Genomic DNA, 22,950 nt, shown 5'->3' on the forward strand with positions numbered 1-22,950 from the left:
CTGGCAGCCTACTCGGCATGGCCGATGGTTGGACCCGAGAGCAGCTTTTCCTCGCCCTGCGCCTCTATTTCGAAACGCCGTTCGGCAAGCTGCACCGCAGCAATCCTGAAATCATCGAACTGGCCACCCGGATTGGCCGCACGCCATCAGCCGTGGCAATGAAACTTTCCAACTTCGCCAGCATCGACCCAAAGATCGTAGAGTCCGGCCGAAAGGGGTTGAGTGGAGCCTCGGCCGCTGACCGCGCGGCATGGGCGGCGTTTACCAACGACTGGACGACCGCTGTAACCGCCACGGAACCGGCCTTGCAGCCTATTGTTACCATGACCGAAGTCGAGGCCATGCAGAAGCGCCGTATCGGGCAGGACTTCTTCCGTCGCGCCGCGCTCGGCAATTTCAACAATCACTGCTGCGCGACCGGAATAGGGGAAACCCGCCTGTTGGTGGCCAGCCACATCGTGCCGTGGGCAGACGACAGCCAGAACCGGTTGAACCCCGGCAACGGACTGTGCCTGTCGGCCACCCACGACCGTGCCTTCGATGCCCATCTGATCACGCTGGACGATAACTGGCGCTGGCAAGTCAGTCGCACGTTGCTGGAGGAGGCAGACGAGCCAACGAGAACGCTGTTCCGTCCGCTCACCGGAAAACCGATCCGGCCGCCTGCCACAATCAGCCTTTCCAGCGACCTGATGCGCCAACATCGTGAACGGGCGCAGCAGCGGCACTGTTACGGGTAGTCGCCTAGAACACCGGCTGGTTGTGAATCCCGCATTCGGTCTTGTCCCAGTGGCGCCAGCGGCCGGCGCGGGGGTCTTCGCCGGGTTGGACTTGGGATGTGCAGGGTTGGCAGCCGATGGAGGGGTAGCCGGCGGCTTCGAGTGGGTGGCGGGGTAGCTCACGCAGCGTAAACTGCGCGTCGATGGCGGCCTTGTCCCAATCGGCGAGCGGGTTGATTTTCAGGCGGCCTTCATCAAGCTCGAATCGCGGCAGACCGGCGCGGCCGGACTGGAAGCCCTTTCGACCAGAGATCCACGCGTCGAAACCGGCCAGCGCGCGGCGGAGCGGCTCCACTTTGCGCAGGTCGCAGCAGCCATCGGGATCATAAGCCCAGCGCAGGGACTTGTCGTCGCGACGGGCAATCTCATACGGGTCGGGGCGATAGACGCGAAGGTCAGTGAAGCCCAGACTTTCGGCCAGGCCGTCGCGATAGGCGAGCGTCTCGCCGAACATCTTCTGGGTGTTGATGAAGATCAGCGGCATGCTGCGGTCGACCGCGGCGACCAGATCGAGCAGCACCGCCGATTCCGCCCCGAACGAGGAGACGACGGCGATGCGGCCTTTCAGCTCGCCGGTGAGAAGTTCGGCCAGCATCTCCGCCGTTGGCCGGCCGGCAAAGCGCGCGTTCAGGGCCGCCACCTGCTCGGCCGTGAAGGCCGGCGCGGTGTCAATCACATCTGGCAGGCGCGCCGCCTCGCTCATGCGTTGGACTGTTCGCGAAGCGCCCAGATCGGTTGCAGGCTGTCGGCCGCTTTCATGTAGACATTGGGGAAGCGCGCCAGCGTGCGCTCCGCCACCGCCGGATCAATCGGCGTTTCAGGCAGCACGGCATCGAATCCGGCGCGGGTGAGGAACATCAACTGATCGACATAAAGGACGCCCACCGCGCGGATTTCGCCCGTGAATCCGGCTTCGCGCAGGATACGCGCGCTGCTGTAGCCACGGCCTTCGCGGAATTTCGGGAAGGCGATGTCGATGCGGCGCAGGGTACCCAGATGCGGGACGAGCAGACGGGCATCGTCACCCGCCTCCAGCCGCACGGCGGTGCCGCCGGACTGATACTCGGCCAGCGGCAAGGCCGGCGCGGTGTGTTCCGGATCTGAGCGCAAACGATAGACTTCAGCCATACACGGCCTCCTTGAAGGGTTCGGCGCCGACGCGGCGATAGGTGTCGAGGAAACGCTCGGCCGGATCGGCGCGCAGCGTCTTGTAGCGGTCGATGACCTTTTCCACCGCCGCCACGATGCCGTTTTCATCAAAGCCGGGGCCAAGGATCTTGGCCAGCGTCGCATCTTCGGCGCCCGAACCGCCGAGGAGGAGCTGGTAATTTTCCTCGCCCTTGCGATCGACGCCCAGGATGCCGATGTGGCCGGCGTGATGGTGCCCACAGCCGTTGATGCAGCCGGAAACCTTGATCTTCAGCTCACCCAGATCCGCTTCTTGCGGCGCCAGCTTCACCGCCAGTTTCTGGGCGATGGGGATGGAGCGGGCATTGGCCAAGGTGCAATAATCAAGGCCGGGGCAGGAAATGATGTCCGACGCGCGATCCAGGTTGGCGGTGGCCAGCCCGGCCGAAACCAGCACCTGCCACAGATCGAACAGATCGGCGCGGCGCACGTGCGGCAGCACAAGGTTCTGCGCGTGGGTCACGCGGATTTCGTCGCCGGCGTAACGCTGGGCCAGATCGGCGATGATATCCATCTGATCGGCCGACGCGTCGCCGGGGATTTCGCCCGGTGCCTTCAGGCTGATGGTGACGATGGCATAGCCGGGCGCCTTGTGGGGATGCGTGTTCACCGTCACCCAGTTGGCGAAATCCGGGTTGGACTGGTCGATCTCGACAGGCGCGTTGGCATCAAGCACCGGCGGCGCGAAGTGCGCGGCGATACGGGCCAATTCGGACGGCGGCGGATCGAGGCCGAGCGGCTTCACCAGCGCCCATTCTTCCTCGACCTGGCGCGCGAATTCGGCGGCGCCGAGATCGTTGACCAGGATCTTGATGCGCGCCTTGTAGATGTTATCGCGGCGGCCGTGGCGGTTATAGACCCGCAAGATCGCTTCCATATAGCTGAGATAATCCGCCACCGGCAGATATTTCCGGATCACATGGCCCAGCATCGGCGTGCGGCCCATGCCGCCACCGACCAGCACTTTCAGGCCGATTTCACCGGCGTCGTTCTGCACCAGTTCAAGGCCGATATCGTGCAGCTTGATGGCGGCACGATCGATCGTGCTGCCAGTCACCGCAATCTTGAACTTGCGCGGCAGGAACGAGAATTCCGGGTGCAGCGTCGACCATTGGCGCAGCAGCTCGGCATAGGGGCGCGGATCGGCGATCTCGTCGGCGGCGGCCGCCGCGAACTGATCGGAGCTGATGTTACGGATGCAGTTGCCGCTGGTCTGGAAGGCATGCATTTCCACGCTGGCCAGATCGGCGAGCAGGTCCGGCATCTCTTCCAGCTTCATCCAGTTATACTGGATGTTCTGGCGCGTGGTGAAATGGCCGTAACCGCGATCATAACGGCGCGCGATGTGGGCCAGCATGCGCATCTGGCGCGAATCCACCGTGCCATAGGGAATGGCAACGCGCAGCATATAGGCGTGCAGCTGCAGATAGAGGCCGTTCATCAGCCGCAGCGGCTTGAAGGCCTCCTCGCTGATTTCGTTCTTCAGCCGGCGTTCGACCTGGTCGCGGAATTCGGCGACGCGGGCATCGACGATCGCCTGATCATATTCATCGTAACGGTACATCAGATGGCGTCCACGGGGAGCGAGGGCAGGGCAAAATCGGGGCGCACGCTGGGGCCAACAGCGCGCACACGTTCACGGGTGGAGCGGGGGCGCCAGCCATCAGGCGTGGCATCCACGTCGATCAGCACGAGATCGTTGATGCGTTCCTGGGGCAACTGGCGGGCAATCAGCGCCTCGCCTTCGTCGTCCACGGCCACGGCATCTCTGAGGTGGAGGCTCCAATCAGAACCAGCCCACCACAACACATCGCCGGTTTCGAGGCGGTTTCCGGTCAGCAAACGAGGCATGCGGTTTCCTTGGCTTTGGCACGAGCAGCGGGCAGGGCCGCCACATCGCCAACGATGATGAGAGCAGGGGAAGCGATGGCCTCGCGCGCCACCAGCCCGGCCAGATCGGCGAGCAGCGAGGTGACGAGGCGTTCATTGGCCTGGGTGGCGCGTTCGACAACGGCAACTGGCGTATCGGGTGCCAAGCCATCGGCCATCAATTTTTCGGCAATCGGCGCGGCACCGGCCAGGCCCATGTAGATCACCAGCGTGCGGCCCTTGCCGGCCAGCCCGGCCCAGTTCTGCTCGGCCAGCCCGCGGCATTCACCGGCGACAAAGCTGACCATCGACGCGTGATCCCGGTGGGTGAGCGGCATCAACGTGGACGCCGCCGCGCCATGGGCGGCCGATATGCCGGGGATCACCACAACCGGCACGCCAGCGGCGAGTGCAGCATCCACTTCCTCACCGCCACGGCCAAAGATGAACGGATCGCCGCCCTTCAATCGCACCACCGTGTGGCCAGCACGGGCTTCGGCAACCAGCAGATCGCCGATGGCATCTTGCGCCAGCGTGTGGCGGGCGCGGCGCTTGGCGACCGAAATGCGGCGGGCATGGGCCGGGATCAGCGCCATCACCTCGTCGCCGACCAGGCCGTCGTGAACCACGACATCGGCCGCCGCCAGCGCGCGGACGGCGCGCAGGGTCAGCAGATCAGCGGCGCCGGGGCCAGCGCCAACCAGGAGGATGCGACCAGATTGGGGGGGAAAATCCATGCCCCCCCTTGCCGCATCGCGCGGCAAGGGGGGAGAAAGGCTTTCTTTGCTGCGGCCTAGGCCGACTTGTCAGTCATTCCCGAAGGTACGCTGCCACCAGCCCTTGCGGGCCGGAGCGGCTGGGACGGTGGGCTCAGCAGCTTCGGCAACCGGTTCTTCGGCCGCAGCAGCGACAGGCTCGGCCACGGCCTCAGCCGCCGGTTTCTTGCGGCTGCGCTTGGGCTTGGCCGCGGGCTCTTCGGCAACCGGTTCCGGTGCTGGTTCAATAACCGGCTCCGGTGCGGCCACGCTCTCGGGCGCTGCATCGTCTTTCTTGCGGCGAATGCGCTTGGGCTTGGCGGCAGCCTCTTCGGCCACCGGCGCCGGAGCGACCTCAACAACCGCTTCTGGCACTTCCTCGCTCACCGGCGCGTCATCGGCCTTCTTGCGGCGGCTGCGCTTGGGCTTGGCGGCAACTTCTTCAGCCACCGGTTCCGGCGCGGCCGGTGCGGCTTCAGCGGCCTCATCCGTTTCCGCACCGTTGGTGCGTTCGGCACCGCCGCGGCGGCCGCGACGGCCACGCCGGCGGCGCTTGCGGCGACCGCCGTTCTCGCCGGTTTCACCATTGTCGGTGGCCTCGGCGCCGTCGCCTTCAGCCTCATCGGCCGCGTCGGCCGCACCATCGTTGTGATGCTCATCGCCATGATCGTCGTCATGCGCGTCGGCCTGATCGTCGCTGCGCTCTTCACCCTTGTCGCGGCCACGGCCGTCACGGCCACGGCGACGGCGACCACGGCCCCGCCCACGGCGGCCATCTTCGCCGCGCTCTTCACCGCGGTCTTCACCCTCTTCGCCGTCATCGTCTTCGGCTTCGTCGGCATCGCCGTCTTCGACGATCTTCACCAGCGGCGGCAGCGCCACCATCTCCACCTTCTTCGACGGCGGCGGACCGCCGGCATCGATCTCGAAATTGGGGCCGATCAGCGAATCATCCGGGCGGGTGATGATGGTCACGCCATAGAGTTCTTCCAGCTCGGCCAGTTCGATGCGCTTGCGGTTGAGCAGATAGACCGCCACTTCCTCGCTGGCGCGCAGCACCAGATCGCTGTGGCGACCGCGCAGGGCTTCGGCTTCCAGTGCGCGCAGGGCAGCCAGCGCCGCCGACGACACCGAACGCACCATGCCGGTGCCTTCGCACATCGGGCAGATATGGGTGGAGGCTTCCAGGATACCGGTGCGCAGGCGCTGCCGGCTCATTTCCATCAAGCCAAAGCTGGAAATGCGGCCAATCTGCACGCGGGCGCGATCATTCTTCAGCGCCTCCTTCATGGCCTTTTCGACCTTGCGGACGTTGGAACCATTTTCCATGTCGATGAAATCGATCACCACCAGGCCGGCCATGTCGCGCAAGCGCAACTGGCGGCCGATCTCGTCGGCGGCTTCCAGGTTGGTCTTGGCGGCGGTTTCCTCGATGCCATATTCGCGGGTCGAGCGCCCGGAGTTGATGTCGATCGACACCAAAGCCTCGGTCGGGTTGATGACCAGGTAACCACCCGATTTCAGCTGGACGACCGGCTGGTACATGGCTTCCAACTGATCCTCGACGCCGAAGCGCTGGAACAATGGCACGCTGCCTTCATATTCCACCACCTTGGCGGCGTGGCTGGGCATCAGCATCGACATGAAGCGGTGCGCGGCCTCGAAACCGGCGCGGCCTTCCACCAGCACCTGATCGATCTCGCGGTTATAGACGTCGCGGATGGCGCGCTTGATGAGACCCGAATCTTCATGAATCAGCGCCGGGGCCTGGCTGGCCAGGGTCTTCTCGCGGATCTCGTCCCACAGGCGGGTAAGATAATCGAAATCGCGGCGGATATCGGCGGCGCTGCGCTTCAGGCCGGCGGTGCGCACGATGGCGCCCATGCCGTTCGGCAGGTGCAGATCGGCCATCACCTGCTTCAGGCGCTTGCGATCGGCCGGGTTGGAAATCTTGCGGGAAATGCCGCCGCCATGCGCGGTGTTGGGCATCAGCACGCAGTAGCGACCGGCGAGGCTGAGATAGGTGGTGAGCGCTGCGCCCTTGGAGCCACGCTCTTCCTTCACCACCTGGATCAGCATCACCTGGCGGCGGCGGATGACTTCCTGAATCTTGTAACGGCGGCGCAGCGCCATGCGCTTGCGGCGCAGCGCATCCGACGGTTCATCATGATGGCCTCCGGTTTCCAGCACATCATCGGATTCATCACCCTCTTCGCCGTCGTGGCCATGATCGTCGGCGGCCAGTTCGGCTTCCTCGCGCAGCAGGGCGTCGCGATCTTCCTTGGGGATCTGATAATAATCGGGGTGGATTTCGGAAAATGCCAGGAAACCGTGGCGGTTGCCGCCATATTCCACGAACGCCGCCTGCAGCGACGGTTCAACCCGGGTCACCTTGGCGAGATAGATATTGCCTTTGAGCTGACGCTTGTCAGCCGCTTCGAAATCAAATTCCTCGATGCGCTGGCCGTTGATCACGGCCACCCGTGTTTCTTCCGGGTGGCGGGCGTCGATAAGCATGCGATTGGACATTGATGGTCTCCGTGGCGCCAACCCAGGCCTCGACACCCGACAAGCGGGCGGCAACAGGGCGACGCGATATGAAAAGGCCGACGACATCGGAATGATGGCGCCGGCAGATGCGGGAAATGCGGGTGAAATCAGCAGGCGCGGCAGCCTGACCGCTGGCAAGGCGGCGCATGAAGCGCTGTCCTTTCGCCAGTTCGATCAATCCGTTCATCCGCGTCCTTCAAGTCATCGAGTGTGGCCAGCTGTTCCTGCACGGTGCAAGGCTGTAACCACCAAAGTCCCAGGCCCAATCGCGAAACACCGGCCAGCAGATGCGGCGGCAGCGCGAACGAGCGCGGAAATAGCAACGGACAAACCGTCGCCTGTTTCTTGCTAGCAGCCACTTGGCGCAGGAGCAAGGGTGCGGCAATGACGCACGATTGTCATATATCCCGGCCAAGCGGAAATGCCGGGCCGGGCGTGAAATTGGGGGAATGGGAATGAAGCTTGCGTTGTTGGCCTCGGCTCTGCTGGTTGGTGTGCCCGTGATGGCCCAGCAGACACCGCAGGCACAGCAACTGACGCTTGAGCGCGTCTATGCCTCACCTTCGCTGGGGGGCCCGCGCCCGCGTGTGCTGAAACTGGCCCCCGATGGCCGGCTGGCGACGCTGCTGAAAAGCCGGCCAAGCGACAAGGACCGATTCGACCTGTGGGCGGTGGACACCGCGACCGGTCAAAGCCGGATGCTGGTCGATTCGGAAAAGCTGTCCAGTGGCGCTGCGCTGTCCGAAGCCGAACGCATGAACCGCGAACGCCGGCGCATTGCCGACGTCAAGGGCATCACCGATTATGCCTGGGCACCCGATGCGAAACGCCTGCTGGTGCCGGTGGACGGCGATCTGTGGGTGGCCGCCCTCGATGGCAGCATCACCCGCCTGACCCAGACGCCGGAAACCGAGACAGATGCCAAGCTGAGCCCCAAGGGCGGCTTTGCCAGCTTCGTGCGCGACGGCCATTTGTTCGTGCAAGCCTTGGCCGGCGGCGACGCGCGCGAAGTGGCCGGGGAAAACACGCCGAAGGTGAGCTGGGGCGTTGCCGAGTTCATCGCGCAGGAAGAGCTGGACCGGTTCGACGGTCACTGGTGGGCACCTGACGACAGCCGCATCGCCGTGGCGCGCGTCGACGAATCCCCGGTGAAGCAGGTGACACGCGCTGCCATCGGTGCCGATGGCACCCGCCTGTTCACCCAGGCCTATCCGGCGGCCGGCACCGCCAATGCCGACGTATCGCTGTGGCTGGTGAACCCGGATGGAACGGGCAAGACCAAGGTCGATCTTGGCCCGTCGACCGACATCTATGTCGCCCGTGTCGCCTGGGCCGTGGATGGCAAGACGCTGTATGTCCAGCGCCTCACCCGCGATCAGCAGCGGCTCGATATCCTTGCCGTTGATCCGGTCACCGGTGCGTCGCGGGTGCTGGCCAGCGAGACCGCAAAGACCTGGGTCAATGTCCACGACAATTTCCGCCCGCTGAAGGACGGCAGCATCCTGTGGGCCAGCGAGCGTGACGGTTATCGCCACCTCTATCGCCTTGCCGGCGGCACAGCGCAGCAAGTGACCAGCGGGCGCTGGGTGATGGATGAATTGGTGGGCGTTGATGAAAAGCGCGGGCGCTTGTGGTTCACCGGCTTTGCCGATTCCACGCTGGAAAAACAGGTCTATGCGCTCGATTTCCGCAAGGCCGGCGCCAAACCGCAGCGACTGACGGCGCCGGGCGGCTGGCACGAAGCCGTGATGGATGATGCCGGTCAGCGCCTGATCTTCACCAGTTCCACCCCCAGCCAGCCAGCGCAGGTGTGGTTGGGTGACGGGGCCGGCAAGCGGCTGGCGTGGATCGAGGAAAACCGCCTCAATGCCAATCACCCCTATGCGCCCTATCTCGCCAGCCATGTGGTGCCGCAATTCGGCACGCTCACTGCCGCCGATGGCCAGGCGATGGACTGGCGCCTGCTGAAACCCGCTGGCCCCGGCCCGTTCCCGGTGCTGATGCAGGTCTATGGCGGGCCCCATGCGCACAATGTCCACAAGCGCTTCACTGCGCCGATCGAACAGTATCTGGTCGCCAAGGGCTGGGCGGTGTTCCAGCTCGACAATCGCGGCAGCAACAACCGCGGCATGGCGTTTGAGGCGCCGATCTTCCGCGCCATGGGCGGCGTCGAGGTGCAGGACCACGTGCAGGCGTTGCAATGGATCAAAGCGCAACCCTGGGCCGGCAAGGTGGCGGTCAATGGCTGGTCCTACGGCGGTTACATGGTGCTGAAGCTGCTGGAAGCCGCGCCGGGCGGGTTTGCGGCGGGCATCGCCGGCGCGCCGGTGACACGCTGGGAACTGTACGACACCGCCTATACCGAGCGTTATCTCGGCAATCCGGTCACGGAACCTGCCGTCTATGCAAAATCAGGCGCGCTGGGTGATGCCGGCAAGATCAAGGACCCGCTGCTGCTGATCCACGGCATGGCGGATGACAACGTGGTGTTCGAGAATTCCACCGCGCTGATGACGGCACTGCAACGGGCGAAGACGCCGTTTGATCTGATGGTCTATCCCGGTGCCACCCACGCCACGCCGGGCCTCGAAGTGCACACGTGGATCACGCGGCTGAAGTTCCTGGGGCGGACGGTGGCGCCGACAGGGTATTGAGGGAAGGAGGGCGCGGCCGGCGGCGGAGCCGCCGAGTCCGCTGAGGTGGAGGAGGAAGGACGAAAGAGCGTGGCGGAGCCACGCCGTCGGACGACACACGAAAAAGGCGACCTACAAGGTCGCCTTTTTTGGTCGCCGGCCAGAGTGCGGCGAGTCTGGAAATAGCGCAATATGCTATTTCCAGCCGCCTTACTCGTAATCGCCACCCATGTTCTGGTTCCGCGGCGGCTGCGCAGCGGTGATCCGCAAGGCTTCGGCCGACGCCGACAGCGAACCGATCACATCGGGCGTGTCATCATCTTCAGCCTGCACACGCTGCATGCCCTGCACCATGGTTTCCTTCAGATCAGCCGGGCGGATCGTCTCTTCGGCGATCTCACGCAGGGCCACGACCGGGTTTTTGTCGCGGTCGCGATCAATGGTCAGCTCTGCGCCGGACGAGATGTTACGGGCGCGATGCGCGGCCAGCAGCACGAGGTCGAACCGGTTGGAAACCTTGTCGACGCAATCTTCAACAGTCACGCGTGCCATGAAGTGGCTCCGGTTTTGAATTGGCGGGAATGGGTCCCCCTGACGATTCGGGGGCGCAAAGTCAAGGAAATTGGCCTTTCACGATGGTGGCGTGTCTTGACTCTGGGGGCGCCCCCCCCTAACGCACCCGCTTCGCATCTGGCCCCGCACCCCGGTGAAGCGGCGGCCCACTCTGGCAACAGGCTTTTGTGGCGAGACCGGGTAGACCCGCCAATCCCGGCAGGTCGTCAAAGCTGAGGTGAACAATGTCAAAGCGTAGCAACGCCAAGTACAAGCTCGATCGCCGCATGGGCGAGAATATCTGGGGCCGTCCGAAGAGCCCGGTCAACAAGCGTGAATATGGCCCCGGCCAGCACGGCCAGCGCCGCAAGGGCAAGGTCAGCGATTTCGGCATCCAGCTGCGCGCCAAGCAGAAGCTGAAGGGCTATTACGGCGACGTGACCGAAAAGCAGTTCCGCAAGGTCTATGCCGAAGCCGTCCGCATGAAGGGCGATACCTCGCAGAACCTGATCGGCCTGCTCGAACAGCGCCTCGACATGGTGATCTATCGCGCCAAGTGGGCACCGACCGTGTTCGCCGCCCGCCAGATCGTCAACCATGGTCACATCTGGCTGAACGGCGTGCGCTGCAACATCGGTTCGGCTCGCGTGAAGCCGGGCGATGTGCTAGAACTGGGCCCGAAGGCTCGCGAAATGGCGCTGGTGCTGGAAGCCCAGAGCCTTTCGGAGCGTGACGTGCCGGAATATGTGTCGGTCGAAGGCAACAAGGCCAGCTATGTGCGCGTGCCGGCTCTGGACGAAGTGCCGTACCCGGTGAAGATGGAACCGAACCTGGTCGTCGAATTCTACAGCCGCTGATCGCTCAGCCGGCTTGCATGCAAAAGGGCGGCCCATCGGACCGCCCTTTTCATTTGCGCAGCAAAGTCCTGCACACAGCGCCCCTGCACCCTTGCCCTCACCCCCAATCCCCCCCAAGATCATCGGCTATGCTGCGCCAGTATGAATTGGTGGAACGGGTCAAGGCCTATGATCCCGACGCGGATGAGGACCTCCTCAACCGCGCCTATGTGTTTTCGGTGAAAGCGCATGGCAGCCAGCTGCGCGCCAGTGGTGACCCCTATTTCAGCCACCCGGTCGAGGTGGCCGGCATCCTCACCGACCTGAAACTGGACGACAAGACGATCGCCACCGCGATCCTGCACGACACCATCGAGGACACGGTGGCAACGCAGGAACAGATCGAACGGCTGTTCGGGGCAGATGTGGCCCGGCTGGTCGATGGCGTCACCAAGTTGTCGAAGATCGAAACGCAGACCGAAAGCGAGCGCCAAGCCGAAAATCTGCGCAAGTTCCTGCTGGCGATGTCCACCGATATCCGCGTGCTGCTGGTGAAACTGGCAGACCGGCTGCACAACATGCGCACGCTGCACCACATCGCCAAGGAAGAGAAGCGCCGCCGCATCGCCCGCGAAACGATGGACATCTATGCCCCGCTGGCCGAGCGGATCGGCATGTATGGCTTCATGGAGGAGATGCAGGAACTGGCCTTCAGCCATCTCGAGCCGGAAGCCAGCCAGATGATCAGCCAGCGCATGGCGCGGCTGCGCGACACCAGCGGCGCCAACGTCCACCGCATCACCGGGGCGCTGGAAAGGTTGCTGAAATCCAAGGGTATCGCCGCCAGCGTGAGCGGGCGTGAAAAGCGCCCATACAGCATCTGGCGCAAGATGGCGGCGCGGCAGATGAGCTTCGAACAGCTATCCGACGTGATGGCGTTTCGGGTGATTCTGGATGATGAAAGCGACTGCTATCGCGCGCTCGGCATCGTTCACAGCCGCTGGCCGATGGTGCCGGGTCGCTTCAAGGATTTCATCTCCACGCCCAAATCGAACGGCTATCGCAGCTTGCACACCTCGGTGCTGCTCGGCGGCGAGGCGGCGCGCATCGAGGTGCAGATCCGCACCCGCCTGATGCACGAGGAAGCCGAATATGGCGTTGCCGCGCACTGGGCTTACAAGCTGGGCGCCGATGGCGCTCCGGCGCGCGAGGCCTATCCGTGGATCGAAGATCTGCTCGACGTGCTGCAGGATGCGGCGAGCCCGGAAGAACTGCTGGAAAACGCTCGGCTGGCGATGTTCCAGGATCAGGTGTTCGTGTTCACGCCCAAGGGTGAGCTGTACCAACTGCCCGGCGATTCCACCCCAGTGGATTTCGCCTATGCGGTGCACAGCGATTTGGGGGACCGGTGCGTGGGGGCCAAGGTGAATGGCCGCGCCGTGCCGCTGCGCACGAGGCTGGTGAACGGCGATCAGGTGGAGATCCTGAAGGGCAAGGTGAAATCGCCTGATCCGGCGTGGGAGGCATTTGTGGCCAGCGCCAAGGCCCGCGCCGCCATCCGCCGCCATGTGCGCCACAAACGCCGCGAGGAATTGCTGGCGATGGGGTCCAAGCTGCTGGACGCGGTGGCGGGCCGGCTGAACGTGACCTTGAACGACGAGATCACGGGGCCGGCTTTGGGCCGGCTGAAGCTGCATGATCGGCCCGCCCTGCAGCTGGCGATGGCGGAAAACCGGTTGTCCGACGATCAGGTCGCCGAAGCCCTGGTGCCTGGTGCCCGCCCCGGCCGGCCGCGCGGCGCCAGAGCCAAGGCGGCGGCGAGCATCTCCATCGAAGGGTTGACCCCGGGTGTCGGTTTCCTGTTGTGCGATCATTGCCGGCCGGTGCCGGGCGATCGCATCGTTGGCGTGCGCGCGCCCGATGGGCCGATTTCGGTGCATGTGATCGATTGCGACCATCTGGCCGATGAAAGCGGCGAGTGGCTGGATGTGAGATGGGGCGCCGAAACCGCCGGCGCCGCGGCGCGCATTGCGGTTGTGGTGCACAACCAGCCGGGCGCGCTGGCCAGTCTGGCCGCCAGCATCGCGGCCCACAATGCCAATATCGTCGGGCTGGCACTGAAACACCGGGATCGCGAATTCCACACCGACATCGTTGATATCGAAGTTGAAAGCGTGGGCCATCTCGCCACCATCCTGGCCGCCCTGCGCCAAGTGAAGGCAGTGGTATCGGCCGACAGGGTGCGGTTGTAAGGCCGCTTGCGCCCGCATCGGCGCACTGCCAATGCGAGCGCGACTGGAGTGAAAACGATGACTGATGATGACGTATTGGCCGAATTCCGTGCGGCCGAAGCGCTGCTGGAAGGGCATTTCATCCTGTCATCGGGCCTGCGCAGCTCGCGTTACCTGCAATGCGCGCGCGTGTTGATGAGCCCGGCGCGGGCCGAGCGGCTGGCGCAGGCACTAGCCGCGAAGATCCCGGCCGATGTGAAGGCCCGTATCACCGCCGTGATCGCCCCGGCCATGGGCGGCCTGATCTGCGGCTATGAACTGGCCCGCGCATTGGGCGTGGATTCAATGTTCGTCGAACGGCCGACCGGCACGTTCGAACTGCGTCGCGGGTTCCGGCTGGAGCCAGGGCAGCAGGTGCTGCTGATGGAAGATGTCGTCACCACCGGGCTGTCGAGCCGCGAGGCCATCGCTGCCATCACGGCCGCTGGTGGCGAGGTGATCCATGCCGCCTCGCTGGTGGATCGTTCAAATGGCAAAGCCGATCTGGGCGTGCCGTTCACGCCGCTGATCCGGCTGGATGTGCCGAGCTACCAGCCCGACGCGCTGCCGCCCGAGCTTGAGGCTATTCCCGCCATCAAGCCGGGCAGCCGCGCGGCATGATTCCGCTGATCGCCATGATCGCGGCCTTTTATGGACCAGAACCAGCCGGCCGGGTCGCCGAAACGGCGGATATGGCCAGTTTCGCCGGCATCGTGCTGCTTTCGGAAGGCGGCAAGGTCACGCTGGAAAAAGGCTTTGGCACCAAAGTGCCTCAGCGCATGGTTCGCGCCCGCACGCCATCGGACTTTCTGCCCGGCGACAGCTGGCGCTGGGCATCGGTGACCAAGCAGATCACCGCCACCATCGCGATGCAGGATGTCGCAGCCGGCCGGCTTGATCTGGATGCGCCGATCACCCGCTATCTGCCGGCCTTCAAGGGACCGACCGGCAAACGCATCACGGTCGGTATGCTGCTGGGTCACACATCGGGCCTGCCTGACAGCAATGCCGGCGACGGCGCCGCCTTCCGCCCGGGCGCGCGCGTGCTGCCAAATGCCGTGTGCGCCGGCGCAGTGCGCGATCAGCCGGGCAAGAGCTTCAACTACGACAATTGCGATTACATCATCGCCGGCCGCGTGCTCGAAGTGGTGAACCGCAAGCCCTATGCGCAGTTGCTCACCGAACGCATCACGAAACCGCTGGGCATGACCAGCGTGCGCATCGCCGGGCCGCATGTCGCCGGGATGGGCGAAGCGCCGGTGAATCTGGCGGCCTATGGCGCGGCGGGCGCCATCACCGGCACCATCCGCGATTTGTGGCGCTTCGATCAGGCGCTGATCAATGGCAAGCTGCTGCCGGCCACTGCCCGCGCCAAGATGTGGGAGGGCCGCCCGCAATATGGCTACGCTGCGCTCGGCCAATGGGCTTATGATGTGAAGCTGCGCGGGTGCGACGCTTCGCAGCGCATCATCGAACGGCGGGGTGCCATTGGCGGCGTGCAGGTGCGTAACTATATCCTGCCCGAACGCAACATCGTGCTGATTGCCATGACCAACCGCGACAAGACTGACTTCGGCGAATTGTGGCAGAGCGCCGGCTTGGGCTATGAACTGCTCAGCGCGGCCGCCTGCAAGGCCGTCGACGCATGACAACCCACCTCCGCCCCAACCATCTGCGCCTTGGCGTCAACATCGATCATGTCGCCACCATCCGCAACGCGCGTGGCGGCCTGCATCCCTGCCCGCTGCGCGCCGCGGACGTGGCGGCCGCGGCCGGTGCCGATGGCATCACAATCCATCTGCGCGAGGATCGCCGCCACATCACCGATGCTGATTTGATCCGGCTGAGCGGCGCCATCTCGTTGCCGATCAACCTCGAAATGGCGGCGACCGATGAAATGCTGGCCATCGCGCTGGCCCACAAGCCCCACGCCGCCTGCATCGTGCCGGAACGCCGCGCCGAACGCACGACCGAAGGCGGGCTGGATGCCGCCGGCCAGCACAACACACTGCAGCCGATCGTGGCGCGGCTGCAGGATGCCGGCATTCGCGTCTCGCTGTTCATCGCGCCCGATGCGCGTCAACTCGAAGCGGCTGCCCGGCTGGGCGTGCCGGTGGTGGAGCTGCACACCGGGCCTTATGCGCATGCGGAAACGCCAGATGAGATCGAGCGCGAACTCGCCCGCCTGACCCGCGCGGCGGAAACCGGTGTGGCACTCGGCCTTGAGATGCACGCCGGCCATGGCCTCACCTATGACAATGTCTTGCCCGTCGCGGCGCTGCCGCAGCTAGCCGAACTCAACATCGGCCATTTCCTGATCGGGGAAGCAGTGTTCGTTGGTCTTGATGCCGCCATCCGCCGGATGCGTGGCCTGATGGACGAGGCACGCGCTTGAGCGGCCTGATGGTGCCATCGGGATTGGCGCTGATCGGCCTGGGTTCCGATCTGTGCAATATCGAGCGCATCGCCAGCAGCATTGATCGCTTTGGCGACCGCTTCATCAACCGCATCTTCACCGATATCGAACAGGCCAAGGCCAACCGCCGCGAACTCACCCGCGCGGCCACTTTCGCAAAACGTTTTGCCGCCAAGGAAGCCTGTGCCAAGGCGCTGGGCACCGGCTTTCGCCAGGGCGTGTTCTGGCGGGACATGGGCGTCGTCAACCTGCCCAGCGGACAACCGACCCTGCAGCTTTCCGGCGGCGCGGCAGCGAGGCTGGCACAAATCACGCCCAGCGGGCATAAGGCGGCGATTCATCTGACGATGACTGACGACCATCCGTGGGCGCAGGCCATCGTGCTGATCACGATTGGTGTGGAATGAGCGAAGCTGTGGCGACCAAGAAGAAGATCAACTGGGCGGAGGAAGCCTGGCAGCTGCTCCTGCTGGCGCTGGCCGTGCTCGCGGTCCACACCGCAGTGGCCAAGCCCTTCTACATCCCGTCCGGATCAATGCTGCCCGGCCTGCTGGTTGGCGATCGGCTGATCGTATCGAAATATCCCTATGGCTATTCCTATCTGTCGCCGTCGCTGAACGTGCTTCCCAAGATGGATGGCAGGCTGTTCGGCAGCCTGCCCGAACGCGGCGATATCGTGGTGCTGAAATCGCCCATTGCCCAGGATGACTGGATCAAGCGGGTGATCGGCCTGCCCGGCGATACCGTGCAGATGAATGATGGCCAGTTGTGGCTGAACGGCGTGGCCGTGCCCAAGCTGAAGCTGGCCGATACGGTGATGAAGGTGACGCCCAACAGCGATTGCGCCACCATGATCGACGCGCAATATCGGGTGATCACGCCCGATGGCACCGCCGAATGCCACCTGCCCACCTATCGCGAGACCCTGCCGGGCGGCCGCACTTACACCGTGCTCGATCTCGCCAACCTGCCGCAGGACAACACCGAACCGGTGATCGTCCCAGAAGGCCATGTGTTCCTGATGGGCGACAATCGCGACAACAGCGAAGACAGCCGCTTCCCCGCCGAAGTGGGCGGGCTGGGCCTGTTGCCGGTGGAAAACATCGTTGGCCGCGCCGAATTCACCACCTTCAGCTTGGATGGTTCGACCAGCCTGAACCCGGTCACCTGGGTGACCGCCCTGCGTGACCGCTGGTTCCTGTCGCTGCGCGACAACTGAGCTTTGAACCGCTAGAAAAGAGGGCCTCCGGCGGGCAGGCCTGAGGCCTGCACCCGTTTGTTTTACGATCCAAATGCTCTGTGCTTGTCGCCAGACGCGCGCCAAACGAAAGTGGGTCCAGGGCCTCAGGCCCTCGCCGCCGGAGGCACGTCTAACTGATCCTGCGGACTTTACTGCGCCGGCTTTACCGCCAGCAGTTCGATATCGAATTCCAGCACTGCGCCCGGCGGAATCACGCCGCCGGCGCCCTGGCTGCCATAGGCAAGCTGCGGCGGCACCACGAAGTGATATTTGGAACCAACTGTCATCAGCTGCACGCCTTCGGTCCAGCCGGGGATGACCTGATCAAGCGGGAAGGCCGCCGGCTGACCGCGCTGGTAGCTCGAATCGAACACCGTGCCGTCAATCAGCTTGCCTTCATAATGCACCAGCACCGTATCCTTGGCAGCCGGCTTTGGGCCCTGGCCAGCGCGAATCACCTGATATTGCAGGCCTGATGCGGTGGTGATCACGCCGGGCTTGCTCTTGTTGGCGGCCATATACTTCACATCGGCGGTGCGCACGGCGGCCACCTGGCTCTGCGTGCCGGTATAGACCAGCACGCCAACCACGGCGATCACGACGGCGCCCGCCGCCAGCCACTTGCCGATGCCGACACCACCGGCGTTATTGGTTGCCTGACCTGACATATGTGCCTCGAAATCCGAAAATTGCTGGCGCCTGCATAGCGCTTGCATGTGCGCAGCGCTTACATGGCGAGGGCCGGGCAGAGGGTCAACCCTGCCCGGCCCTCAGCCGCGATTCACCGTGGGACGTCTTACTTGACGCCGTCACGTTCCATGCGCTTGCGGTCCATCTTGCGGGCGCGGCGGACGGCGGCAGCCTTTTCACGGGCGCGCTTTTCCGACGGCTTCTCGTAATGCCGGCGCAGCTTCATTTCGCGATAAACGCCTTCGCGCTGCAGCTTCTTCTTCAGGGCGCGAAGGGCCTGATCGACGTTGTTATCGCGAACCAGAATTTGCATGAGTTGCCGTCACTCCATTTCGTTCGGGGGCAGCGGCCCCATATTCGGGTTAATTCAAGAAATAAGGATGCACACCGAGTCGCCCCGATGACAGAGGCGTGGCCGATAGCAGATGCCCACCGGGGCTGCAAGCGGGGTGGCAAGCAGGGCGCTCCCCGCGACGCAATATCGACTGTGAAGCGCCGGCCGCGCGCGCTATGAAGATCGCCATGACGCAGGACATCCCGCTGGCCGAACTGGCCCCCCGCCTGGTGCAGGCGATGCTGCCGCACGTGCCGTTCGACGGCTGGAGCCCGGCCGCACTGGCCGCAGCCGCCCGCGATATCGGAATCGATCCCGATATCGCCGCCATGGCCCTGCCCGATGCCGAAGCAATGCTCACCGCCTGGACCGCCACTGTGAATGCGAACATGGCCGAAGCCATGGCCGGTGCCCACAACCTGAAGATTCGGGACCGCATTCGCATGGCGCTGGTCACACGGCTTGAAACCGGGGATCGCGAAGTGACGCGCCGCGCGCTGAACCTGCTCGCCCAACCGCAACACGCCGCGCTTTCGGCCACGCTTTTGTGGCAGGCCGCCGATGCCATGTGGCGCGCCGCCGGCGACACCGCCACCGACTATAATCATTACACCAAGCGACTGATCCTTTCCGGCATCTATTCGGCCACCCTGTTGCACTGGACGCAGGATGATTCGGAGGATTTCGCCGCCACCCGGGCCTTCATCGATCGCCGCATCGATGGCGTGATGCGCTTTGAAAAGGCCAAGGCCAAGCTCACCGGCATGGCGGGCAAGCTGCCTGATCCGGCGCGCTTCCTCGGCCGCTTGCGCTACCCGGCGGTTTAACGCTGGCGCCCCGCGCGCAATATTGATAACGGTTCGCAACTTTCGCGACCGGACCATCCGCTTGACCACTTCCGCCCTTCATCGCCCGATCGACGCGCTGGCCGTGGGCGAAGTGGCGTTGATTGCCGCCATCGATCGCGCCGGCCTGGATCCCGGCACGGCGCAGCGCCTGTGCGAACTTGGCTTTGATGAAGGCGTGGACGTGGAGATATTGCACCGCGCCCCGTTCGGCGGCGATCCGCTTGCGGTGCGGGTGGGCAACATGGTGGTGGCACTGCGCCGCGACATGGCCCGCCTGATCGAGGTGGAGCCATGAACGCGCCCGTGTCCATCACGCGCCAGCCGGTGGTGGCGCTGGTCGGCAACCCCAATGCCGGCAAGACCAGCCTGTTCAACGCGCTCACCGGCAGCCGGCAGAAAGTGGGCAATTATCCCGGCGTCACCGTCGAACGCAAAGCCGGCCGCCTCGCCCTGCCCGATGGCCGCAGCGCCGAGTTGATCGATCTGCCCGGCACCTACAGCCTGTCCCCGCGCTCTCCCGACGAAGCCGTGACCCGCGATGCCATCTTCGGCCGTATCGTCGGCGAACGGCCGCTGGATGCGATCGTGGCCGTGGTGGACGCCACCAATCTGCGCAACCATCTGCGTTTCGTGCTGGAACTGAAAGCGCTGGGCCTGCCGCTGGTGGTGGCGCTGAACATGATCGATCTCGCCACGCGCGACGGCATCGGCATCGATTCGGCCCGGCTGGGCGCGCTGCTCGATCTGCCGGTCGTGGAAACCGTTGCGGTGCGCCGCCTCGGCCTCGAAGCACTCGGCGCCGCGCTCGCGGCCCGCATCGGCGATACGCCGCCCGCCCTGCCGCAGGAGCGCCCCAGCGACGTGCGCGCCCTGCAGAAACAGGCGCGCACGCTCTCCGCCTCCGTCCAAACCAGCACCGGCAGCGCCAGGGCCTGGTCGCAGCGCATCGATGCCGTGGTACTGCATCCGCTGGCCGGCCCTTTGCTGCTGGCTGCCGTGCTGTTCTTCATGTTCCAAGCGGTGTTCAGCTGGGCCGAAGCGCCGATGGGCTGGATCGAAGCCGGGGTGGCCGCACTGCAGGCCAAACTTTCTACCGCCCTGCCCGAAGGCTGGCTGCTCTCCCTGCTCAACGACGGCGTGCTCGCCGGCGTTGGCGCGGTGGTGGTGTTCCTGCCGCAGATCCTGATCCTTTTCCTGTTCATCATCACACTGGAACAGACCGGTTACATGACCCGCGCCGCCTTTCTGATGGACCGGCTGATGGCGCGGGTTGGCCTCAACGGCCGCGCCTTCATCCCGCTGCTCTCCAGCTTTGCCTGCGCCGTGCCGGGCATCATGGCCACCCGCACCATCGATTCGCCGCGCGACCGGCTCACCACCATACTGATCGCCCCGCTGATGACCTGTTCGGCCCGCCTGCCGGTCTATGCCGTGGTGATCGGTGCCTTCATTCCCGCGCGCGATGTCGGCCCATTCGGCCTGCAAGGCTTGGTGCTGTTTGCGCTCTACCTCGCCGGCATCCTGGGGGCGCTGGTCGCCGCCTTTGCGCTCAGGCGCACAGTCACCAAGGGCGCGGCACCACCGTTCCTGATGGAGATGCCGAAATATCAGTGGCCGGCGCTGCGCGACGTTGGCCTGGGCCTTTATGGCCGCGCCACCGCCTTTCTGCAGCGGGCCGGCACCATCATCCTGGCTTCCACCGTCGTGCTGTGGGCCATGGCCAGTTGGCCGCAACCGCCGGTTGGGGGCACCAAGCCGCCGATCGAATACAGCCTCGCCGGCAAGATCGGGGCGGCGCTGGAACCGATCTTCGCCCCCATCGGCTTCAACAAGGAAATCGTCATCGCGCTGGTGCCCGGCATGGCGGCGCGCGAAGTGGCCGTCTCCGCGCTCGGCACCGTCTATGCCCTCAACGACGTGTCCGAAGACAATGCCGGCAGCCTGATCGAGCGGCTGCGCAGCGCCTGGCCACTGCCCACCGCGCTGGCGTTCCTGGCGTGGTTCGTGTTCGCGCCGCAGTGCATTTCAACGCTGGCCATCACCCGGCGTGAAACCGCCAGCTGGCGCTGGCCGATCTTCATGTTCTCTTACCTGTTTGCCGCCGCTTATGTTGCGGCCGGCATCACTTACCATCTGGCGGTTGCAGCGGGGCTTTGAGAGCGAAGCGCACGCCCAGCCCAAGGCCCAGCATCCCGAAACTGATCGCGCTGCCCGTCCAGCCGACATAGCGCAGCGAGCTTTGCAGCACGAACAGGCAGCCGCCGGTAAAGATCAGCGGCACCAGCGGGTAGAGTGGCACCTTGAAGGGTCGTTCAACTGCGGGCGCGCGGCGGCGCAGGGTGATCAGCGCCGGGCCGGTGAGGGAGAGGAACAGCCAGAACACCGGCGACAGGAAATCCACCATCTGGGCGAAGCCGGTGGAAAGCGACCCCCACGCCACCAGGCAGAGCGAGACGGCGCACTGCACCCAGATCGCCCGGCGCGGCACGCCGGCCACCTCGTCCCACGCGGCCAGCCGGCCCAGCGCCGGTTCATCGCCGGCCACGGCATAGAGAGTGCGGCCGCCAACGATCACCAGCGCGTTAACGATCGCCAGCGCCGCGATGCCGACGAAGATCACCATCGTCACCTGCCCGGCCTGCCCGAAGGCGATGGCCATCAGTTGCGCCGCTGGTGCCGCACTTGCCGCCAGGCCAGCGCCGCCCAGGCCGGTGAGATAGGCCCAATTGGCCAACAGGTAGAGCGCGGTGACCACGCCCATGCCGCCCACCATCGCCAGCGTCATGTCGCGCGGGCGGCGCACCTCGGCCGACAAGGTGGCGGCATCGTTGAAGCCGCCAAAGGCCAACATGACGAACACCATCGCCTGACCGAACGCCGCAGCGCCAAACGGCTGCGGCACCGGCGTGGGCGTGAGTGGCGGCGTGCCGGACGCGATCAGGCTGGCCGCGGCCACGCCCAGCACCAGCAGCGCCAGCACATCGGCGCTGACCAGCACGATCTGGCCATTGGTCGATCGCTTGACCCCGGCAAGATTGAACCCGGTGAGCACGACAATCGCCAGCCCCGCCACCCCGCCGCGCGCCAGCCCCGAAAGCGGCACCAGTTCCGCCAGATAATCCGCCGCCACAAAGGCGAGCATCGCCGCAGAGGCGGAGAAGATCACCGCAAAACGCGACCAGGCGAAGAGGAAGCCCACCAGCGGGCCATAAGCGAGTTTCAGGAAGCGATAATCACCGCCCGGATGCGGGAAGGCGTTGGACAATTCGGCATAGACCAGCGCGCCGCACAGCGCGAACAGCCCGCCCAGCGCCCATGCGGCCAGCACCAGCATGTCATTCTGCAGATTAGCCGCGACCAGGCTGGCCGAGCGGAAGATGCCCGCCCCGACCACCATGCCGACGACAACGGAGGCGGCGGCGAACGGCCCTAAGACACGGCGGGGAGCGGTGGAGGTCATGCCGGCAGCGTGGCCGGGCCGTTGGCTTGCGGCAAGGGGGCAGTTCGCCCCGTCAACGCCGCCCGGCAAAGAAGTCCTTCAGCAACGCCGCGCTTTCGGCTTCTGCCACGCCGGCCACCACTTCGGGCCGATGATGGGCCTGCGGGTGGCTGAACACCCGCGCGCCGTGCTCCACCCCGCCGGATTTCGGATCGGACGCGCCATAGACCACCCGTTCCAGCCGCGCCGCTGCGATGGCTGCCGCGCACATGGCGCACGGCTCCAGCGTAACGGTAAGCGTGCAGCCCAGCAGCCGTTCGCTGCCCAGCGCCGCACAGGCGGCGCGGATCGCCAGCATCTCAGCATGAGCGGTCGGGTCGTTGAGCTCGCGGGTGCGATTGCCGGCCTGAGCCACCACCTGTCCCGCCGCGTCGGTGATCACTGCGCCCACCGGCACTTCGCCGCGCGCGGCGGCCGCGCGGGCTTCATCCAGCGCGCATGCCATCGCTTTGGAGGGGGGAAAGGCCATGCACAGCCTCTAGCGGCAAGCG

General features: G+C 65.1%; 23 protein-coding genes. 12 read left to right on the forward strand and 11 right to left on the reverse strand.

Annotated features, from left to right (window positions below):
• Positions 1–17: 17 nt before the first annotated feature.
• Positions 18–740: an HNH endonuclease gene (locus G566_RS14250; protein WP_022680752.1), complete on the forward strand. Its 723-nt coding sequence runs from the start codon at positions 18–20 to the stop codon at positions 738–740.
• 4 nt (positions 741–744) lie between these two features.
• On the opposite strand, the gene G566_RS0111150 is transcribed toward G566_RS14250, so the two are convergent.
• The 6 genes from G566_RS0111150 to G566_RS0111175 form a co-directional block, all read right to left on the reverse strand.
• Positions 745–1,482 carry a phosphoadenylyl-sulfate reductase gene (locus tag G566_RS0111150; RefSeq protein WP_022680753.1) on the reverse strand — a complete coding sequence of 246 codons (738 nt, stop codon included), beginning with the start codon at positions 1,480–1,482 and terminating at the stop codon, positions 745–747.
• Positions 1,479–1,907: a DUF934 domain-containing protein gene (locus G566_RS0111155; RefSeq protein WP_022680754.1), complete on the reverse strand. Its 429-nt coding sequence runs from the start codon at positions 1,905–1,907 to the stop codon at positions 1,479–1,481. Before G566_RS0111155 ends, G566_RS0111150 begins: the two co-directional genes overlap by 4 nt.
• Entirely contained in the window at positions 1,900–3,531 is a 1,632-nt protein-coding gene (locus G566_RS0111160) for a nitrite/sulfite reductase (protein ID WP_022680755.1), read from the reverse strand. The genes G566_RS0111155 and G566_RS0111160 overlap by 8 nt, the downstream gene beginning before the upstream one ends.
• On the reverse strand, positions 3,531–3,818 hold the full coding sequence (locus tag G566_RS0111165; protein WP_022680756.1) for a DUF2849 domain-containing protein: 288 nt from the start codon (positions 3,816–3,818) through the stop codon (positions 3,531–3,533). The genes G566_RS0111160 and G566_RS0111165 overlap by 1 nt, the downstream gene beginning before the upstream one ends.
• Positions 3,803–4,573, reverse strand: a complete 771-nt coding sequence (gene cobA, locus G566_RS0111170; protein ID WP_022680757.1) for a uroporphyrinogen-III C-methyltransferase — start codon at positions 4,571–4,573, stop codon at positions 3,803–3,805. Before cobA ends, G566_RS0111165 begins: the two co-directional genes overlap by 16 nt.
• A gap of 69 nt (positions 4,574–4,642) precedes the next feature.
• Positions 4,643–7,120 (reverse strand): Rne/Rng family ribonuclease, encoded by a 2,478-nt coding sequence (locus G566_RS0111175; RefSeq protein ID WP_022680758.1) that lies wholly within the window; start codon positions 7,118–7,120, stop codon positions 4,643–4,645.
• A 476-nt stretch (positions 7,121–7,596) separates the two neighbouring features.
• Between G566_RS0111175 and G566_RS0111180 the strand changes: the two genes are divergently transcribed.
• On the forward strand, positions 7,597–9,795 hold the full coding sequence (locus G566_RS0111180; RefSeq protein ID WP_022680759.1) for a S9 family peptidase: 2,199 nt from the start codon (positions 7,597–7,599) through the stop codon (positions 9,793–9,795).
• Positions 9,796–9,984: 189 nt separating this feature from the next.
• Here G566_RS0111180 and rpoZ read toward each other — a convergent pair whose 3' ends face one another.
• A complete protein-coding gene (gene rpoZ, locus G566_RS0111185) occupies positions 9,985–10,326 on the reverse strand; it encodes a DNA-directed RNA polymerase subunit omega (RefSeq protein WP_022680760.1) in 342 nt (113 codons plus the stop codon).
• Positions 10,327–10,571: 245 nt separating this feature from the next.
• Between rpoZ and rpsD the strand changes: the two genes are divergently transcribed.
• The 7 genes from rpsD to lepB all read left to right on the forward strand — a co-directional run bounded on the left by rpsD (position 10,572) and on the right by lepB (position 17,067).
• Positions 10,572–11,183 (forward strand): 30S ribosomal protein S4, encoded by a 612-nt coding sequence (gene rpsD / locus G566_RS0111190; RefSeq protein ID WP_029131576.1) that lies wholly within the window; start codon positions 10,572–10,574, stop codon positions 11,181–11,183.
• Between the two features lie 128 nt (positions 11,184–11,311).
• Positions 11,312–13,414 carry a RelA/SpoT family protein gene (locus tag G566_RS0111195; RefSeq protein WP_022680762.1) on the forward strand — a complete coding sequence of 701 codons (2,103 nt, stop codon included), beginning with the start codon at positions 11,312–11,314 and terminating at the stop codon, positions 13,412–13,414.
• A 57-nt stretch (positions 13,415–13,471) separates the two neighbouring features.
• On the forward strand, positions 13,472–14,053 hold the full coding sequence (pyrE, locus tag G566_RS0111200) for an orotate phosphoribosyltransferase (protein ID WP_022680763.1): 582 nt from the start codon (positions 13,472–13,474) through the stop codon (positions 14,051–14,053).
• Positions 14,050–15,081, forward strand: coding sequence for a serine hydrolase domain-containing protein (locus G566_RS14255; RefSeq protein ID WP_022680764.1), 1,032 nt, complete (start codon positions 14,050–14,052; stop codon positions 15,079–15,081). Before pyrE ends, G566_RS14255 begins: the two co-directional genes overlap by 4 nt.
• Positions 15,078–15,827, forward strand: coding sequence for a pyridoxine 5'-phosphate synthase (locus G566_RS0111210; protein ID WP_022680765.1), 750 nt, complete (start codon positions 15,078–15,080; stop codon positions 15,825–15,827). Before G566_RS14255 ends, G566_RS0111210 begins: the two co-directional genes overlap by 4 nt.
• Positions 15,828–15,835: 8 nt before the next feature.
• On the forward strand, positions 15,836–16,255 hold the full coding sequence (acpS, locus tag G566_RS0111215) for a holo-ACP synthase (RefSeq protein ID WP_040605630.1): 420 nt from the start codon (positions 15,836–15,838) through the stop codon (positions 16,253–16,255).
• A complete protein-coding gene (lepB, locus tag G566_RS0111220; RefSeq protein ID WP_022680767.1) occupies positions 16,252–17,067 on the forward strand; it encodes a signal peptidase I in 816 nt (271 codons plus the stop codon). The genes acpS and lepB overlap by 4 nt, the downstream gene beginning before the upstream one ends.
• A 170-nt stretch (positions 17,068–17,237) precedes the next feature.
• On the opposite strand, the gene G566_RS0111225 is transcribed toward lepB, so the two are convergent.
• Together G566_RS0111225 and rpsU are read right to left on the reverse strand one after the other, a co-directional pair.
• Positions 17,238–17,756, reverse strand: coding sequence for an FKBP-type peptidyl-prolyl cis-trans isomerase (locus G566_RS0111225; RefSeq protein WP_022680768.1), 519 nt, complete (start codon positions 17,754–17,756; stop codon positions 17,238–17,240).
• Positions 17,757–17,884: 128 nt separating this feature from the next.
• Complete coding sequence (gene rpsU, locus G566_RS0111230) at positions 17,885–18,091, reverse strand: 30S ribosomal protein S21 (RefSeq protein ID WP_022680769.1); 207 nt, start codon at positions 18,089–18,091, stop codon at positions 17,885–17,887.
• Between the two features lie 209 nt (positions 18,092–18,300).
• Between rpsU and G566_RS0111235 the strand changes: the two genes are divergently transcribed.
• From G566_RS0111235 to feoB, 3 genes are all read left to right on the forward strand, one after another.
• Entirely contained in the window at positions 18,301–18,939 is a 639-nt protein-coding gene (locus tag G566_RS0111235; RefSeq protein ID WP_029131577.1) for a COQ9 family protein, read from the forward strand.
• Between the two features lie 61 nt (positions 18,940–19,000).
• Positions 19,001–19,255 carry a FeoA family protein gene (locus G566_RS0111240; protein WP_029131578.1) on the forward strand — a complete coding sequence of 85 codons (255 nt, stop codon included), beginning with the start codon at positions 19,001–19,003 and terminating at the stop codon, positions 19,253–19,255.
• A complete protein-coding gene (gene feoB / locus G566_RS0111245; protein WP_040605608.1) occupies positions 19,252–21,117 on the forward strand; it encodes a ferrous iron transport protein B in 1,866 nt (621 codons plus the stop codon). The genes G566_RS0111240 and feoB overlap by 4 nt, the downstream gene beginning before the upstream one ends.
• On the opposite strand, the gene G566_RS14260 is transcribed toward feoB, so the two are convergent.
• Together G566_RS14260 and G566_RS0111255 are read right to left on the reverse strand one after the other, a co-directional pair.
• The gene (locus G566_RS14260) at positions 21,083–22,420 is read right to left on the reverse strand and encodes an APC family permease (protein ID WP_022680772.1); all 1,338 of its coding nucleotides are present in this window, start codon (positions 22,418–22,420) and stop codon (positions 21,083–21,085) included. The genes feoB and G566_RS14260 overlap by 35 nt on opposite strands.
• Positions 22,421–22,472: 52 nt before the next feature.
• Complete coding sequence (locus tag G566_RS0111255) at positions 22,473–22,928, reverse strand: nucleoside deaminase (RefSeq protein ID WP_029131580.1); 456 nt, start codon at positions 22,926–22,928, stop codon at positions 22,473–22,475.
• Positions 22,929–22,950 lie beyond the last annotated feature (22 nt).

It is taken from the genome of Sandarakinorhabdus limnophila DSM 17366 (genome assembly GCF_000420765.1).
Taxonomy (GTDB): Bacteria; Pseudomonadota; Alphaproteobacteria; order Sphingomonadales; family Sphingomonadaceae; genus Sandarakinorhabdus; species Sandarakinorhabdus limnophila.